This window comes from Pseudomonas sp. MD195_PC81_125 (assembly GCF_014060985.1).
GTDB lineage: Bacteria > Pseudomonadota > Gammaproteobacteria > Pseudomonadales > Pseudomonadaceae > Aquipseudomonas > Aquipseudomonas parakoreensis.
Genome location: NZ_JABULD010000394.1, coordinates 1 through 15,303, shown reverse-complemented (window position 1 = coordinate 15,303; position 15,303 = coordinate 1). Strand labels below are relative to the sequence as shown.

Sequence of the window (15,303 nt, the reverse complement as noted above, 5' to 3'; positions counted from 1 at the left end):
CTCGGCCTATTACTGGCTGCCGAAGTGGACCGGGCACATGTACGACGAAACCCTCGGCAAGCTGCACTTCTGGCTGTCATTCGTCGGCATGAACCTGACCTTCTTCCCGATGCACTTCGTGGGACTGGCGGGAATGCCGCGACGGATTCCGGACTACAACCTGCAGTTCGCCGACTTCAACATGGTCTCCTCGATCGGCGCGTTCATGTTCGGTGCCACGCAGATCTTCTTCCTGTTCATCGTGATCAAGACCATTCGTGGCGGCGCGCCAGCCCCGGCCAAGCCATGGGATGGCGCCGAAGGTCTGGAATGGAGCGTGCCGTCACCGGCGCCATATCACACCTTTACCACGCCGCCGGAAGTGAAATGAACACCTCCTCTGCTGGCTCATCCCTTGTGGCGAGGGGATTCATCCCCGATGGGCTGCGAAGCAGCCCCAAAACTTGCAATCGAGGTGTATCAAGCACACCGCATATGCGGGCTTTACGACTGCTGCGCAGCCGGTCGGGGATGAATCCCCTCACCACAAAGGTATTGCCAGGCAAAAGTGATCACCGGGAAGGTTGGAACCATGGCTGACTCGATCTCGATGAAGAAACTGGTCACCCGCCTGCTCGGCGTGGTGGTGGCGATGTTTGTCTTCGGCTTTGCCCTGGTGCCGATCTACGACGTGATGTGCAAGGCCTTCGGCATCAATGGCAAAACTGCCGGGCAGTACGAGGGCGAGCAGGTGGTGGACAGTTCGCGGCAAGTGCGCGTGCAGTTTCTGTCGACCAACAACATCGACATGCCGTGGGAGTTCTACCCCAAACACGATGAGTTGACCGCCAACCCCGGCGCGGTCAACGAGATGATTTTCGTCGCGCGCAATCCCACCGATAAACCGATGAGTGCGCAAGCCGTGCCGAGCATCGCGCCAAGCAATGCGGCAGCGTATTTCCACAAAACCGAATGCTTTTGCTTTACCCAGCAGGTGCTGCAGCCCGGTCAGCAGATCGAGATGCCGGTACGTTTCATCGTTGACCGCGACATGCCCAAGGACGTGAAGCACCTGACGCTGTCCTACACGCTGTTCGATATCACCGCCCGACATCCTCCGGTGGCTGCAAACACTGGCGGTTAAGCGTGCCCGATAAGGAGAACAATAAATGGCAACTCATGAGCACTATTACGTTCCGGCCCAGAGCAAATGGCCGATCGTCGCCACGGTGGGGATGTTCGTCACCGTGTACGGCCTGGCGACCTGGTTCAACGATCTGAAGGCCGCGCGCCCTGAATCCCACGGGCCACTGATCTTTTTCGTCGGCGGACTGTTGCTGGCGTACATGCTGTTCGGCTGGTTCGGCGCGGTGATCAAGGAAAGTCGCGCCGGGCTGTACAGCCCGCAGCTCGATCGCTCGTTCCGCTGGGGCATGAGTTGGTTCATCTTTTCCGAGGTGATGTTCTTCATCGCCTTCTTCGGTGCGCTGTTCTACGTGCGGCACATTTCCGGCCCGGCGCTGGGGGGCGAAGGGCCGAAGGGCATCGCCCACATGCTCTGGCCGAACTTCCAGTTCACCTGGCCGCTATTGCACACGCCTGACCCGAAACTGTTCCCGCCGCCCAAAGAAGTCATCAGCCCGTGGGGCCTGCCGCTGATCAACACGATTCTGCTGGTCAGCTCCAGTGTGACCATCACCATCGCCCACCATGCCTTGAAGAAGGGCCATCGCGGCGCACTGAAAATCTGGCTGGCGATCACTGTGCTGCTGGGCTGCGGCTTCCTTGCCTTGCAGGCCGAGGAATACATGCACGCCTACCACGAACTGGGCCTGACCCTGGGCTCGGGCATCTACGGCGCGACGTTCTTCATGCTCACCGGTTTCCACGGTGCCCACGTGACCATCGGCACGATCATTCTGTTCGTGATGCTGATGCGCATCATGAAGGGCCATTTCGATGCCGAGCATCAGTTCGGCTTCGAGGCGGCGAGCTGGTACTGGCACTTCGTCGATGTGGTGTGGATCGGCTTGTTCATCTTCGTTTATGTGCTTTGAGCACTGATCACCAAGGCGCGTGCGACACCAGTTGGCCGCTGTAGAAGCCCCAGGCAATCAAGCCGACGGTGGCAGCGGCCAGGGCCACCCGAACACTCAAGGCGATCACCAGACGATTGGAGCTGCTGTCGTCCTTGACCAGGAAAAACAGGCCGCTGAACAGGCTGATCACCGTGGCAATCAGCAGCACGACAATGGCTGCTTTGAGCATGGGAAGAACTCCGGGGGACAGGCGATGCAGTTGAGTATAGCGATCGCGACGACTGCCTTTATGGCGCGGCCATGAAGCGCTTCCGCCCGGGCGTGATACCGACCGTGGTGGTGGCGCTGTTGCTGCCGTTGCTGGTGTCGCTGGGCTTCTGGCAACTGGGACGGGGCGCGGAGAAAACCGCCCTGCTCGCCAGTTATGCCGAGCGTCGCGCAGCCGAGCCGATGGCCAGCAGCGAATTGCTGCACAGCGCCGACCCGGCCTTTCGCCGCGTTCATCTATATGGTCAGTTCGATAGCGCTCACAGCCTGTTGCTGGACAACCGTCAGCGTAACGGCAAGGTTGGCATCGAGTTGCTGCAACCGTTTCAGGATCGGGCCAGCGGCCTGTGGCTGCTGGTCAATCGCGGCTGGCTGTCGTGGCCGGACCGTCGGGTAACGCCGCAATTCTCCACCCCCGTCGATGCCGTGAGTCTGGACGCCTGGGTGTACGTCGCCCCCGGCGCGACCTTCCAGTTGCACGCCGACCCGGCCAGCAGCACCTGGCCGCAAACCGTCACCGCCGTGGAGCCGGCCAAACTGTGGCAAACCCTCGATCGCGAGGGCTTCGCCTATGAACTGCGCGCCGAACCCGGTCCCGCCAGTTACGAGGCCGACTGGCCGGTCGTGGCCATGGGTCCGGAAAAACACCTCGGTTACGCCGTGCAGTGGTTCGCCATGGCCACCGCCCTGCTCGGTCTCTATGTCTATTTGGGCTTGCACAACGCAAAGGAGAACCACCATGGGAACGGCCATGAATCCACCCAGCATGTCTGAGGCGAAAACCCCGACCACCCGCCGCCGTGGACGGATCCAGCTGTTGCTGATTGTGCTCGGCGTAGTGGGCCCGATGATCCTTGCCACCGGCATGTACAAATTGCAGTTCTGGGTGCCGGAAGGTCGCAGCTATCACGGCGAACTGATCGGCAACGGCCAGACCCGCGCCGACCTCGGCGTGCAGGCCGATGAGCAGCGCTGGCAGATGCTGGTGACCGCGCCGAAAGATTGCGCAGTGGACTGTCAGCAACTGGTGTACCTCGCCCGGCAGATTCAGATCGGTCTCGGTCGCGATGCCGGACGCGCCAGCCATGCCCTCGCCACTGCCCAACCATTGAGCAGCGACTACGAAGCAAAACTGAGCCGCGAATACCCGCAACTGCAACGCTACCCGCTGGACACCGCAGCGTTGAGCAAAGCCACTGGCGACAAGGCCGTGCCGCAGCTGTGGATCATCGACCCGCACGGCAATCTCGTACTGCGCTACGACCCGAGCGTGAAGGGCAAGGATCTGCTCAACGACCTGCGCCACCTGCTGAAACTGTCGAACATCGGATAAGGCATCGTCATGGCCAAACCTGGATTTCGCCTCGCGCTGTTTGCCACCCTGCTGGCACTGATCGTCGTGCTGCTCGGCGCCTACACCCGCCTGACCCACGCCGGCCTGGGCTGTCCGGACTGGCCGGGCTGCTACGGCTTTATCAGCGTGCCGAAAAGCGAAGCCCAACTGGCCCATGCCGAACTGCATTACCCCGACTCGCCAGTGGTCGCGCACAAGGGCTGGAACGAGATGATCCACCGCTACTTCGCCGGCACCCTCGGCCTGCTGATTTCGGTATTGGCAGGACGGGCGTGGGTCAATCGTCGTCATCCCGGGCAACCGCTGAAACTGCCACTGTTTCTGCTGGCGGTGGTGTTCGCCCAGGCGGCATTCGGCATGTGGACGGTCACGCTCAAGCTCTGGCCGCAAGTGGTCACCGGGCATTTGCTTGGCGGTTTTGCGACCTTGAGTCTACTGTTCCTGCTGACCTTGCGCCTGTCCGGCGTGCTGCCGGCGCTGAGCGTGCCCAAGCGCTTGCAGTATTGGGCGACGGCGGGGTTGTTGCTGGTGATCGGCCAGATTGCTCTCGGCGGCTGGGTCAGCTCCAACTACGCGGCGGTGGCCTGCATCGACTTTCCGACCTGCCACGGCCAATGGCTGCCGCCGGCGGACTTTGCCAACGGCTTTCACCTGACCCAGCACATCGGCCCGAACTACCTCGGCGGGCAACTCGACAGCGATGCGCGCACGGCGATTCACCTGACTCACCGTATCGGTGCCCTGCTGGTGACCTTGGTGCTGCTCGGTCTGGCCTGGCAACTGAAAGCCGTCGGCATGACCCGGCTCGCCGGACTGGTGCTGATCGCCCTCGGCGTACAGATCACCCTTGGCATCAGCAACGTGCTGTTCCATCTGCCGCTGCCGGTGGCCGTGGCCCACAACGCCGGTGGCGCCGCGCTGCTGCTGACCATGGTGCTGGTCAATTACCACGCGCGCACCAGTCTGATTCGGGTCAAACAGCCGATGTTGGCGCACTGGCGTCTGAGCCCGCGTAAACATTCGGCTGCGCCCATCACGATAAAAGGAGAAACGCCATGGCGCTTCTGATCGGCGAACGTCCCGCGCAAGCGCTGTGGCGTGACTATCTGGAGCTGACCAAGCCGAAAGTGGTGGTGCTGATGCTGATCACCTCGCTGGTCGGCATGTTCCTCGCGACCCGCGCCGGGGTGCCATGGACGGTGCTGGTGTTCGGCAACCTGGGGATTGCGTTGTGTGCCGGCGGCGCGGCGGCGGTCAACCATGTGGTGGACCGGCGCATCGACGCGGTGATGGCGCGCACGCACAAACGACCGTTGGCCGAGGGCCGGGTTTCACCGGCGGCGGCGCTGACCTTTGCGCTGGTGCTGGCGCTGCTCGGGCAGGCGATGCTGCTGACGTTCACCAATGCACTGACCGCGTGGCTGACCCTCGCTTCGTTACTCGGCTACGCGGTGATCTACACCGGCTTCCTCAAACGCGCGACGCCTCAGAACATCGTCATCGGCGGCCTCGCCGGCGCCGCCCCACCGCTGCTCGGCTGGACCGCCGCCACCGGCCATGTCAGCGCCGAACCGTTGCTGCTGGTGCTGATCATCTTCGCCTGGACGCCGCCGCACTTCTGGGCGCTGGCAATCCATCGCAAGGAGGAATACGCCAAGGCCGACATTCCGATGCTGCCGGTGACCCACGGCGAGCACTACACGAAGGTGCATATTCTGCTGTACACCTTCGCCCTGCTCGCGGTGAGCCTGCTGCCATACGTGATCCACATGAGCGGCGTGCTCTACCTGATCTGCGCCCTCGCCCTCGGCGCAAGGTTTCTGCAATGGGCCGTGGTGCTGTACCGTGGCACTCGGCCGCACGCGGCGATCAACACCTTCAAGTACTCTATTTATTACTTGTTCCTGTTGTTCATCGCCCTGCTCGTAGACCACTACTTACTGTTGAACCTATGACTCGAACCCAGAAAACCGTCTTCATCCTCGTCGCCGTGATCGCGCTGATCCTGGGACTGACCGTCAACAAAGTACTCAGCGGCAAGGGCCAGGGCGACCCCACCGCGCTGATCGACGCCGGCATCATCCTGCTGCCGCAGAGCCGCACCCTGCCGGGCGTGACCATGACCAATCAGGACGGCCAACCGGTCGCCATCGACGAGTTGAAAGGCAAATGGAGCCTGCTGTTCTTCGGCTACACCTTCTGCCCGGACATCTGCCCGACCACCCTCGCCCAACTGCGCCAGATCAAGAGCGAGTTGCCCAAGGATGCTGTGGATAAATTGCAGATCGTGCTGGTCAGCGTCGACCCGAACCGCGACAACCCGCAGCAGCTGAAGCAGTACCTGGGCTACTTCGATCCGCAGTTTGTGGGACTGACGCCGAAGTCGATCGAAGAGCTGCAGAAAGTCGCGAATGCGGTGAGTATTCCGTTCATTCCGGCCGACACCAGCAAGCCGAATTACACGGTGGATCACAGCGGCAATCTCGCGGTGATCGGCCCGGACGGCACGCAACGCGGGTTCATCCGGGCGCCGCTGAACAACGCCAAACTGGTGGCGCAGCTGCCAGTAATGCTCAACCGCAAATAATGCAGTACCTGCAGGGGTAAACATTTCTCTGTAGGAGCTGCCGAAGGCTGCGATCTTTTGCTCTGATCTTCAACAGCAAGATCAAAAGATCGCAGCCTCGTTCCACTCGACAGCTCCTACAGGGGAATTTGCCCCATAAAAAAGGCGATCCCGAGGGATCGCCTTTTTATTACGCCTGTCCCGTCCTGTATCAGAACGCCGGCAATACCGCGCCTTTGTACTTCTCGGTGATGAATTTCTTCACTTCCGGGCTGTGCAGCGCAGCGGCCAGTTTCTGCATCGCGTCGCTGTCCTTGTTGTCCGCACGGGACACCAGGATGTTCACGTACGGCGAGTCGTTGCCTTCGATCACCAGCGCATCCTTGGACGGATCGAGCTTGGCTTCCAGCGCGTAGTTGGTGTTGATCAGCGCCAGATCGACCTGGGTCAGCACGCGCGGGATGGTCGCGGCTTCCAGTTCACGGATTTTCAGGTCTTTCGAGTTCTGCGCGATGTCTTTCGGGGTCGACAGAATGTTGGTCGGATCTTTCAGGGTGATCAGGCCAGCCTTGGCCAGCAGCAACAGCGCACGGCCGCCGTTGGTGGCGTCGTTCGGAATCACCACGTTGGCGCCGCTTGGCAGGTCCTTCAGATCCTTGATCTTGTTCGAGTACGCGCCCAGCGGCTCCAGGTGCACGCCGGTCACCGCCACCAGGCTGGTGCCCTTGGCCTTGTTGAACTCATCGAGGTACGGCTGGTGCTGGAAGAAGTTGGCGTCCAGGCGCTTTTTCGGCCACCTGTACGTTCGGCTGAATGTAGTCGGTGAAGACCTTGACCTTCAGATCCACGCCTTCCTTGGCCAGGGCCGGCTTCACGAACTCGAGGATTTCCGCATGCGGCACCGGGGTGGCGGCAACGGTCAGGGTTTCAGCGTGGGCCGAAAAAGCGGCTACGGCAGCGAAAGCAGCGATCAGTTTTTTCATTCAGCTAACTCCTTTTCAAAGCGCCCGTGTGGCGCCTGCCAGCGAATGGCCGGCTCATCTCTTGATTACAAAAACCGGTTATTTGCGCGAGAAATGCACGACCAGACGGTCGCCCACCATTTGCAGCACTTGTACCAGAATCAGCAGCAACACCACGGTGACGATCATCACGTCAGTCTGGAAACGCTGGTAGCCGAAACGGATCGCCAGGTCACCCAGACCACCGGCGCCGACCACACCGGCCATCGCCGTGTAGGACACCAGAGTAATCGCAGTCACCGTAATCGCGGCGAAGATGCCTGGACGGGCCTCAGGCAGCAAGGCGTTCATGATGATCTGCCGGGTGGTCGCACCCATCGATTGAGTGGCTTCGATGATGCCGCGATCGACTTCACGCAGCGCGGTTTCCACCAGACGCGCGAAGAACGGGGTCGCACCCACCACCAGCGGCGGAATCGCACCGGCCACGCCCAGCGAAGTGCCGGTGATCAGCACGGTGAACGGAATCATCACGATCAGCAGAATGATGAACGGCAAGGAACGCAGGATGTTCACCGCCAACGACATGAAGGCATAGAGGCCACGGTTTTCCAGCAACTGCCGCGGGCTGCAGAGAAACAGCAGCACACCCAGCGGCAGGCCGAGCAATACGGTGAACAGCAGCGAACCACCGAGCATCAGCAGGGTGTCGCCCGTGGCCAGCCAGATTTCCAGCCAATCGATGTTTTCGAAGAAAGCCTTGAGCATTTCCATTAACGCAGCACCTCCATATGAACGTCAGCGGCGGTGAAGCGGGCAAAGGCCGCCTCCATGTCGCCACCGGTGACGGCGAGGGTCAACTGCCCGTACGGAATGTCTTTGATGCGGTCGATGCGACCGGCAAGGATGCTGTAGTCGACCCCGGTTTCCCGGGCAACGGTACCGAGCAACGGCGCGTAGGTCGCTTCGCCCTGGAAGGTCAGACGCACGATGCGACCCGGCACATGAGCGAAGTCATCGCGCTGTTCGCTTTCGTCGATCTGCTCGCTTTCCTGGACGAAACGCTTGGTGGTCGGGTGCTGCGGATGCAGGAACACATCGGCCACCGAACCTTGCTCGACGATCACCCCGGCGTCCATCACCGCGACCTGATCGCAGACGCGACGGATCACGTCCATCTCGTGGGTGATCAGGACGATGGTCAGTTTCAGCTCACGGTTGATCTCGGCCAGCAGTTGCAGGACCGAGGCGGTGGTCTGCGGGTCGAGGGCGCTGGTGGCCTCGTCGCACAGCAGAATCTTCGGCTTGGTCGCCAGGGCGCGGGCGATGCCGACGCGCTGTTTCTGGCCGCCGGACAGCTGCGCCGGGTATTTCCTGGCGTGATCGGACAGACCGACCCGCGCCAGCAATTCGGCGACGCGCTGATTGATCTCGCTGCTCGACAGTTCGCCGGCCAGGGTCAGCGGCAGCGCGACGTTGTCGGCCACGGTCTTGGAGGCAAGCAGGTTGAAGTGCTGGAAGATCATCCCGACTTGCTGGCGAAAACGGCGCAGGCCGTTGGCGTCCAGCGCGGTGACTTCTTCGCCGTCGACGATGATCTTGCCGCCGCTGGAGTCTTCCAGGCGATTGATCAGACGCAGCAGGGTACTTTTTCCCGCACCGGAATGGCCGATCAGGCCGAAGACCTGACCGTTTTCAATCGAAAGACTGGTCGGGTGCAGGGCGGGGATGTCCTTACCGGCGACGCGGTAAGTTTTGTGGACGTTTTGAAACTCGATCACGTAGCGAACCTTGTGGGGCGCGTTAGAAAAGGATCAGCGGTTAGCCGGGCGCGCATTTTAGCCTGTCCGTATAGAGGTTCTTAGCATTTATTTCGCAATTAACCTTCGATTTGGCAATAACAAGATCAAAGGTCATAAAAAAGGAACGCCCGTTCCTGCTCATTGGTCACTAGTTAAGCGACTTGAAACCCTGGGTAACCGTGCCCGGAAACGCTCAAGAGTCCCCGTTGAAACGGGGTCAACCGAGGAGTTTACGTCTGATGAGCAGCAAGAAACCTACCACCGACAAAAGCCAGCTGGCCGGAACCGATACCAAGGATCGCGCCAACACCAACGCCAAACTCGACAGCCTGGAGAAGTTTCGCTCCGACGCTACCGGCCAGGCCCTGCGCACCAATCAGGGGGTGAAGGTCGCCGATAACCAGAACACCCTCAAGGCCGGCCCGCGGGGGCCGTCGTTGCTGGAAGACTTCATCATGCGTGAGAAAATCACGCACTTTGACCATGAACGCATTCCGGAGCGCATCGTCCATGCCCGCGGCACCGGCGCGCATGGTTTCTTTCAGGCCTACGAGAACCATTCGGCGCTGACCAAGGCCGGTTTCCTGCAGGACCCAGGGAAAAAGACGCCGGTGTTCGTGCGCTTTTCCACGGTGCAGGGACCACGCGGCTCCGGCGATACCGTGCGTGACGTGCGCGGTTTCGCGGTGAAGTTCTTCACCGACGAGGGCAACTTCGACCTGGTCGGCAACAACATGCCGGTGTTCTTCATTCAGGACGCGATCAAGTTTCCCGACTTCGTCCACGCGGTGAAGCCCGAGCCGCACAATGAGATCCCCACCGGCGGTTCGGCCCACGACACCTTCTGGGACTTCGTTTCGCTGGTGCCGGAATCGGCGCACATGGTGATCTGGGCCATGTCCGACCGGGCGATTCCGAAAAGCCTGCGCAGCATGCAGGGCTTTGGCGTGCACACCTTCCGCCTGATCAATGCCGAGGGCAAATCGCGCTTCGTCAAATTCCACTGGCGCCCGACCGCCGGCACCTGCTCGCTGGTGTGGGACGAGGCGCAGAAGCTCGCCGGTAAAGACACCGACTATCACCGTCGCGATCTGTGGGAAGCCATCGAGATGGGCGACTATCCGGAGTGGGAGCTGGGCGTGCAGATCATCGAGGAGGAAAACGAACACGACTTCGATTTCGACATCCTCGACCCGACCAAGCTGATCCCCGAAGAAATCGTGCCGATCACCCCGCTGGGCAAGATGACCCTGAACCGCAACCCGGACAACTTCTTCGCCGAGACCGAGCAGGTCGCGTTTTGCCCGGGCCACATCGTGCCGGGAATCGACTTCTCCAATGACCCGCTGCTGCAAGGCCGGCTGTTTTCCTACACCGATACGCAAATCAGCCGACTCGGTGGGCCGAACTTTCATGAACTGCCAATCAACCGCCCGGTGGCGCCATTCCACAACGGCCAGCGCGACGCGCAGCACCGCACAGTGATCGACAAGGGTCGCGCGTCCTACGAACCGAACTCGATCGATGGCGGCTGGCCGAAAGAAACCCCGCCAGCCGCGCAAGACGGCGGCTTCGAGAGCTACCCGGAACGCATCGACGCGAACAAGATCCGTCAGCGCAGCGAGTCGTTCAGCGATCACTTTTCCCAGGCGCGGCTGTTCTTCAACAGCATGAGTGAGCACGAAAAGGAACACATCATCGCCGCTTACAGCTTCGAGCTGGGCAAGGTCGAACGTGAGTTCATCCGTGCACGGCAGGTGAACGAAATTCTCGCCAACATTGACCTGGAATTGGCCAAGCGCGTGGCGGCCAACCTCGGGTTACCGGCGCCGAGCAAAGGCACGGTCGAGGTGCGCAAGACTTCGTTCGATCATTCCCCGGCGCTGAGCCAGGCCAACTTGCTGCCAGAGGACATCAAAACCCGCAAAGTGGCGATTCTTGCCGCTAACGGCGTCGATGGTGCGGCGATTGATGCGATGAAAAAGGCTTTGGCGGCTGAAGGCGCACACGCCAAGCTGCTCGGCCCGACGTCGGCACCGGTGAAGACTGCCGACGGCAAAGCCCTGCCAGTGGACGCATCAATGGAAGGCATGCCTTCAGTGATCTTCGATGCGGTATTCGTGCCCGGTGGCGCGGCGTCGATCAAGGCGTTGAGTGGCGACGGCGTGGCGCTGCATTATCTGCTGGAGGCGTACAAGCACCTGAAGGCGATTGCGCTGCACGGCGATGCCAAGCAGTTGCAGGATCTGCTGAAGCTGGAGGCGGATGCAGGGTTGCTGCAGGGCAAGGATGTGCCGGGATTGACCAAGCCGTTCTTTGCGGCGATCGGGCAGCATCGGGTCTGGGCGCGGGAGTCTAAGGCCAAGGCCATTCCAGCCTAAAGCAAAAGATCGCAGCCTTCGGCAGCTCCTACAGGGTTTACTTGCACCTGTAGGAGCTGCCGGAGGCTGCGATCTTTTAGGGTTTGGCTGGAATCAAGACCATCTGCGCCGGCACTGTACGCAGGATCTGCTTTTCAATCTTCAGCTCGAAATCCGGATTCAATTTCTTCACACGTTTTTTCAGTAACGTCGCCAGCCAAGGGTAATCCTGGGTCCGCGGCGCCTGAATGCTCACAGCACACTCATAATTCACCACATCGGCGGCGATCGCATCCAGTTGCCGGCGAAGTTTGCGGCTATCGTTGATGTTCAACGCCACCGTGGTGCTTTCGGCAGTCGGATCAATGACCTTGGCTTTCGGTTTGGCTTCGGCCGCCAGCAGCGCCGCTTCGGCTTTTTCCAGCTCGGCTTTGCGGGCTTCGGTGATGGCGCCATTGACGCCACCGGTCAGTGCCGGGGCTTTGGGGCATCAGGGCACGGGGCTCGGCTCAGCGCGGTGGCTGCCGCATTCACATCACCTTTCTGCAATACGATCTGGCTGCGGCGCAAGTAGGCTTCGGCCAGCTGGCGCTGGTATTGCTCAAGGGACTGATCGTTGGGGTTCTGTGCCTGCAAGGCGGCCAATTGGTCTTCGGCGGTGGCCAGTTCGCTGCTGGCCAGGCTTTGCTCCAGCTGTGCGATGGCCGTGGCCCGCGCGTCGGGGGCTTCGGCCACCGGCGGCGTGCTTTGGCAGGCGCCCAGCAGCACGGAAAATGCGACAAGGAGCAGATAACGGGAGGCGAACGGCTTCATTCCTGCGACTCTCTAATTGCGCAAAAAGCGAGCAAGTCTACACCCCTCGACGGGGCAGAACAAAACTCAGCAGAAACAGTGCGGCCGCTGTCACAACGATCGACGGTCCCGCCGGGGTGTCCTTGAACCATGACAGCGCCAGCCCGCCACACACCGCGAGCATGCCCAGCAGGCTCGCGCCCAGCGCCATCTGCTCCGGCGAGCGGGCGTGACGTTGTGCCGCAGCCGCCGGGATGATCAGCAGCGAAGTGATCAGCAACACACCGACGATTTTCATCGCCACCGCGATCACCACCGCAATCAACAGCATCAGCGCCATGCGCAGGCCCGCCACCGGCAGACCTTCGACCTTGGCCAACTCCTCATGCACGGTAATCGCCAGCAGCGGCCGCCACAGTGTCACCAGCAACACCAGCACTGCCGCGCTGCCGCCGAGAATCCACGCCAGGTCGGTCGGACTGATCGCCAGCAGGTCACCGAACAGATAGGCCATCAGGTCAATCCGCACTTCATGCATGAAGCTTAGTACCACCAGGCCGAGAGAGAGCGTGCTCGGTGCAAGAATCCCCAATAGCGTGTCGGAGGCCAGTGGTTGACGCTGCTGCAAGGTCACCAGCAGCACTGCCAGCAGCAGGCAGCCGACGGTCACCGCGACCGTCGGACTGACATCCAGCAGAAAGCCCAAAGCCACGCCGAGCAGCGCGGCGTGGGACAGGGTGTCGCCGAAATAGGCCATGCGCCGCCACACCACAAACGAACCAAGCGGCCCGGCGACCACCGCCAGTGCCAGACCTGCAAGCAGGGCATACAACAGAAAATCAGCCATGCTTGCAGTGGTCTCCGTGAACGTGGGTGTGGCCCGCACCGGGCGCCTTGACCACCGAACCGTGCAGGTCATGGGCGTGGTCGTGATGGTGGTGATAGATCGCCAGACTCGGCGCATTCTTGCCGAACAGCTCGACGAACGCCGGATCGCCGCTGACTTGCTCGGGATGCCCCGAGCAGCAGACGTGGCGATTCAGGCACACCACCTGATCGGTGGTGCTCATGACAAGGTGCAAATCGTGGGACACCATCAGCACGCCGCAGCCGTGACGGTCACGCAGGCGGGTGATCAGGCTGTAGAGCTCGGCTTGCCCGGCGACATCGACGCCTTGCACCGGCTCGTCCAGCACCAGCAACTCCGGCTCACGCAGCAGCGCCCGGGCCAGCAACACACGCTGCATCTCACCACCGGAAACACTTTGCACCGGGCTGTCGATGACGTGTTCGGCACCGACTTCTTTCAGCGCCGCCAATGCACGCGGGCGGTCTACACCGGGCACCAGGCGCAGGAAGCGCAACACTGACAGCGGCAAGGTCGGGTCGACGTGCAGCTTTTGCGGCATGTAGCCAACGCGCAGTTTCGGCTTGCGCCAGACGCTGCCGCTGTCCGGCTTCAGCAGCCCGAGTACGGCGCGCACGAGCGTGGTCTTGCCGGCGCCGTTGGGGCCGATCAGGGTGACGATCTGCCCCGGCTCGACGCTCAGCTCGATGTTGTCGAGCACGGTCTGCCCGGCAAACGTGACAGCAACGTGCTGAAGACGGATCAACGGGTTGCTCATCAAGCCCCCTGGCAACCGGCGCACAGGCCGACCACTTCGACGGTCTGCGCTTCGACAATGAACCCGACGTCTTTGGCGCTGTGGATAATCGCGTCGCTGATGGCTTTCTGTTCCAGCTCGATCGCGGCGTGGCACTCGCGGCAGATCAGGAACTGGCCCTGATGCGCATGCTCCGGATGCACACAGCCAACGAAGGCGTTGAGTGAAGAGATGCGGTGCACCAGGCCGTTTTCCAGCAGGAAATCCAGCGCGCGGTAAACGGTTGGCGGCGCGGCGCGACGGCCGTCCTGTTCGCTCAGTACCGCAAGAATGTCGTAGGCGCCCAGCGGCTTGTGGCTCTGCCATACCAGTTCCAGCACCCGCCGGCGCAGCGCAGTCAGGCGCAGGCCTTTCTGGGCGCACAAGGTATCGGCCTCGGTCAGTGCGCTGTGCACGCAATGAGAGTGGTCGTGGGGACGGCTGGCAATCGGTGTAATAGGCATGGGCGGCGACGAGTTTTGATAGAGACGTTATTATGTTACCCGTTCTCGCCTCCTTGAGTGGTCATCGTGTCCCGACTTTTTTTCTGTTTTTTGTGGCTTTTGTCGCCAGTTTTTCTGCTGATCGGTTCGGCTCAGGCCGAGGTCAAGGTTCTCACCAGCATCAAACCGTTGCAGTTGATCGCTGCAGCGGTCCAGGACGGTGTGGCCATCCCGGAAGTGCTGCTGCCGCCGGGTGCTTCGCCGCATAACTACGCACTACGCCCGTCCGACGTGCGCAAGGTGCAATCGGTGGACCTTTTGTACTGGATCGGCCCGGACATGGAAGGTTTCCTGCCGCGTGTGCTCAGCGGTCGAACGCTGCCAAGCGTGGCCGTGCAGGATCTGCCGGGCATGAAACTGCGCCGCTTCGCCGAAGACAGCCACTCCCACGCCGAAGACGCCGACGAGCATGATCACGATCATCGTCCGGGTACGCTGGACGCGCATTTGTGGCTATCGCCGGTCAACGCCCGAGTCATTGCCGGGAAAATGGCTGCCGACCTCAGTGCTGCCGATCCGGCCAACGCCGAACGCTATCAGCGCAACGCCAAGGCCTTCGATGAGCGTCTCGATGCGTTGGACGCGCGGCTGAAGCAGCGTCTGGCCAGCGTTGAAGGCAAGCCGTATTTCGTGTTCCACGAAGCCTTCGACTATTTCGAAGATGCTTACGGCCTGAAACACACTGGCGTGTTCAGCGTGGCCGCCGAAGTGCAACCGGGCGCGCAACATGTCGCCGCGATGCGCAAACGCCTGCAGGAAGTGGGCAAGACCTGTGTGTTCAGCGAACCGCCACTGCGTCCACGCCTGGCAGAAACCCTGGTGGCGGGCCTGCCGGTGAAGCTGGCGGAACTGGATGCGCTGGGCGGTTATACGCCGGCGACGGCTCAAGGGTACGAGCAGGTGCTGGAGAAGCTGGGCAACGATTTGGCCGGCTGCCTGGAATCGTTGTAACCCCAAAGAAAAAGATCGCAGCCTTCGGCAGCTCCTACATGGTGATCCCCTGTAGGAGCTGCCGAAGCTGCGATCTTTTGATCTT

At 61.4% G+C, this 15,303-nt stretch carries 16 protein-coding genes and 2 pseudogenes; 10 read left to right on the top strand and 8 right to left on the bottom strand.

Annotated features, from left to right (window positions below; translation table 11 throughout):
* From HT737_RS16180 to HT737_RS16170, 3 genes are all read left to right on the top strand, one after another.
* A partial coding sequence (locus tag HT737_RS16180; protein WP_182403258.1) for a cbb3-type cytochrome c oxidase subunit I occupies nt 1-370 on the top strand: 370 nt, incomplete at its 5' end.
* Nucleotides 371-571: 201 nt separating this feature from the next.
* Complete coding sequence (locus HT737_RS16175; RefSeq protein WP_047297470.1) at nt 572-1,123, top strand: cytochrome c oxidase assembly protein; 552 nt, start codon at nt 572-574, stop codon at nt 1,121-1,123.
* Nucleotides 1,124-1,148: 25 nt separating this feature from the next.
* A complete protein-coding gene (locus HT737_RS16170) occupies nt 1,149-2,036 on the top strand; it encodes a cytochrome c oxidase subunit 3 (RefSeq protein WP_121182933.1) in 888 nt (295 codons plus the stop codon).
* A gap of 7 nt (nt 2,037-2,043) precedes the next feature.
* Here HT737_RS16170 and HT737_RS16165 read toward each other — a convergent pair whose 3' ends face one another.
* A complete protein-coding gene (locus HT737_RS16165) occupies nt 2,044-2,247 on the bottom strand; it encodes a twin transmembrane helix small protein (protein WP_041073718.1) in 204 nt (67 codons plus the stop codon).
* 71 nt (nt 2,248-2,318) lie between these two features.
* On the opposite strand from HT737_RS16165, the gene HT737_RS16160 reads away from it, so the two are divergent.
* The 5 genes from HT737_RS16160 to HT737_RS16140 are packed head-to-tail and all read left to right on the top strand — an operon-like array spanning nt 2,319 to nt 6,226.
* Nucleotides 2,319-3,059 carry an SURF1 family protein gene (locus HT737_RS16160; RefSeq protein ID WP_121182929.1) on the top strand — a complete coding sequence of 247 codons (741 nt, stop codon included), beginning with the start codon at nt 2,319-2,321 and terminating at the stop codon, nt 3,057-3,059.
* Entirely contained in the window at nt 3,025-3,618 is a 594-nt protein-coding gene (locus tag HT737_RS16155; protein ID WP_095669263.1) for a hypothetical protein, read from the top strand. Before HT737_RS16160 ends, HT737_RS16155 begins: the two co-directional genes overlap by 35 nt.
* A 9-nt stretch (nt 3,619-3,627) precedes the next feature.
* Complete coding sequence (locus HT737_RS16150) at nt 3,628-4,707, top strand: heme A synthase (RefSeq protein ID WP_182403257.1); 1,080 nt, start codon at nt 3,628-3,630, stop codon at nt 4,705-4,707.
* Entirely contained in the window at nt 4,695-5,594 is a 900-nt protein-coding gene (cyoE, locus tag HT737_RS16145) for a heme o synthase (protein WP_003220336.1), read from the top strand. The genes HT737_RS16150 and cyoE overlap by 13 nt, the downstream gene beginning before the upstream one ends.
* The gene (locus HT737_RS16140) at nt 5,591-6,226 is read left to right on the top strand and encodes an SCO family protein (RefSeq protein WP_007962772.1); all 636 of its coding nucleotides are present in this window, start codon (nt 5,591-5,593) and stop codon (nt 6,224-6,226) included. The genes cyoE and HT737_RS16140 overlap by 4 nt, the downstream gene beginning before the upstream one ends.
* A gap of 190 nt (nt 6,227-6,416) precedes the next feature.
* Here the strand turns inward: HT737_RS16140 and HT737_RS16135 are convergent.
* The 3 genes and pseudogenes from HT737_RS16135 to HT737_RS16125 form a co-directional block, all read right to left on the bottom strand.
* A pseudogene (locus HT737_RS16135) lies at nt 6,417-7,188 on the bottom strand (MetQ/NlpA family ABC transporter substrate-binding protein).
* 78 nt (nt 7,189-7,266) lie between these two features.
* Nucleotides 7,267-7,941, bottom strand: coding sequence for a methionine ABC transporter permease (locus tag HT737_RS16130; RefSeq protein ID WP_096797317.1), 675 nt, complete (start codon nt 7,939-7,941; stop codon nt 7,267-7,269).
* The gene (locus tag HT737_RS16125; protein WP_095667904.1) at nt 7,941-8,948 is read right to left on the bottom strand and encodes a methionine ABC transporter ATP-binding protein; all 1,008 of its coding nucleotides are present in this window, start codon (nt 8,946-8,948) and stop codon (nt 7,941-7,943) included. Before HT737_RS16125 ends, HT737_RS16130 begins: the two co-directional genes overlap by 1 nt.
* Before the next feature lie 260 nt (nt 8,949-9,208).
* Between HT737_RS16125 and katE the strand changes: the two genes are divergently transcribed.
* Complete coding sequence (gene katE / locus HT737_RS16120) at nt 9,209-11,350, top strand: catalase HPII (RefSeq protein WP_182403255.1); 2,142 nt, start codon at nt 9,209-9,211, stop codon at nt 11,348-11,350.
* A gap of 76 nt (nt 11,351-11,426) precedes the next feature.
* Here katE and HT737_RS16115 read toward each other — a convergent pair.
* The 4 genes and pseudogenes from HT737_RS16115 to HT737_RS16100 all read right to left on the bottom strand — a co-directional run bounded on the left by HT737_RS16115 (nt 11,427) and on the right by HT737_RS16100 (nt 14,228).
* A pseudogene (locus HT737_RS16115) lies at nt 11,427-12,142 on the bottom strand (PA5502 family lipoprotein).
* 37 nt (nt 12,143-12,179) lie between these two features.
* Complete coding sequence (gene znuB, locus HT737_RS16110; RefSeq protein WP_041073699.1) at nt 12,180-12,968, bottom strand: zinc ABC transporter permease subunit ZnuB; 789 nt, start codon at nt 12,966-12,968, stop codon at nt 12,180-12,182.
* Entirely contained in the window at nt 12,961-13,746 is a 786-nt protein-coding gene (gene znuC, locus HT737_RS16105) for a zinc ABC transporter ATP-binding protein ZnuC (protein ID WP_041073697.1), read from the bottom strand. Before znuC ends, znuB begins: the two co-directional genes overlap by 8 nt.
* On the bottom strand, nt 13,746-14,228 hold the full coding sequence (locus tag HT737_RS16100; protein WP_041073695.1) for a Fur family transcriptional regulator: 483 nt from the start codon (nt 14,226-14,228) through the stop codon (nt 13,746-13,748). The genes znuC and HT737_RS16100 overlap by 1 nt, the downstream gene beginning before the upstream one ends.
* 57 nt (nt 14,229-14,285) lie before the next feature.
* On the opposite strand from HT737_RS16100, the gene HT737_RS16095 reads away from it, so the two are divergent.
* Entirely contained in the window at nt 14,286-15,218 is a 933-nt protein-coding gene (locus HT737_RS16095) for a metal ABC transporter solute-binding protein, Zn/Mn family (protein ID WP_182403253.1), read from the top strand.
* Nucleotides 15,219-15,303: the final 85 nt, after the last annotated feature.

Bases quoted from the DNA above. Each gene is read 5' to 3' on its own strand.
- HT737_RS16175 (WP_047297470.1), top strand. From the start codon at position 572: ATGGCTGACTCGATCTCGATGAAGAAACTGGTCACCCGCCTGCTCGGC.
- HT737_RS16170 (WP_121182933.1), top strand. From the start codon at position 1,149: ATGGCAACTCATGAGCACTATTACGTTCCGGCCCAGAGCAAATGGCCG.
- HT737_RS16165 (WP_041073718.1), bottom strand. From the start codon at position 2,247: ATGCTCAAAGCAGCCATTGTCGTGCTGCTGATTGCCACGGTGATCAGC.
- HT737_RS16160 (WP_121182929.1), top strand. From the start codon at position 2,319: ATGAAGCGCTTCCGCCCGGGCGTGATACCGACCGTGGTGGTGGCGCTG.
- HT737_RS16155 (WP_095669263.1), top strand. From the start codon at position 3,025: ATGGGAACGGCCATGAATCCACCCAGCATGTCTGAGGCGAAAACCCCG.
- HT737_RS16150 (WP_182403257.1), top strand. From the start codon at position 3,628: ATGGCCAAACCTGGATTTCGCCTCGCGCTGTTTGCCACCCTGCTGGCA.
- cyoE (WP_003220336.1), top strand. From the start codon at position 4,695: ATGGCGCTTCTGATCGGCGAACGTCCCGCGCAAGCGCTGTGGCGTGAC.
- HT737_RS16140 (WP_007962772.1), top strand. From the start codon at position 5,591: ATGACTCGAACCCAGAAAACCGTCTTCATCCTCGTCGCCGTGATCGCG.
- HT737_RS16130 (WP_096797317.1), bottom strand. From the start codon at position 7,941: ATGGAAATGCTCAAGGCTTTCTTCGAAAACATCGATTGGCTGGAAATC.
- katE (WP_182403255.1), top strand. From the start codon at position 9,209: ATGAGCAGCAAGAAACCTACCACCGACAAAAGCCAGCTGGCCGGAACC.
- znuB (WP_041073699.1), bottom strand. From the start codon at position 12,968: ATGGCTGATTTTCTGTTGTATGCCCTGCTTGCAGGTCTGGCACTGGCG.
- znuC (WP_041073697.1), bottom strand. From the start codon at position 13,746: ATGAGCAACCCGTTGATCCGTCTTCAGCACGTTGCTGTCACGTTTGCC.
- HT737_RS16100 (WP_041073695.1), bottom strand. From the start codon at position 14,228: ATGCCTATTACACCGATTGCCAGCCGTCCCCACGACCACTCTCATTGC.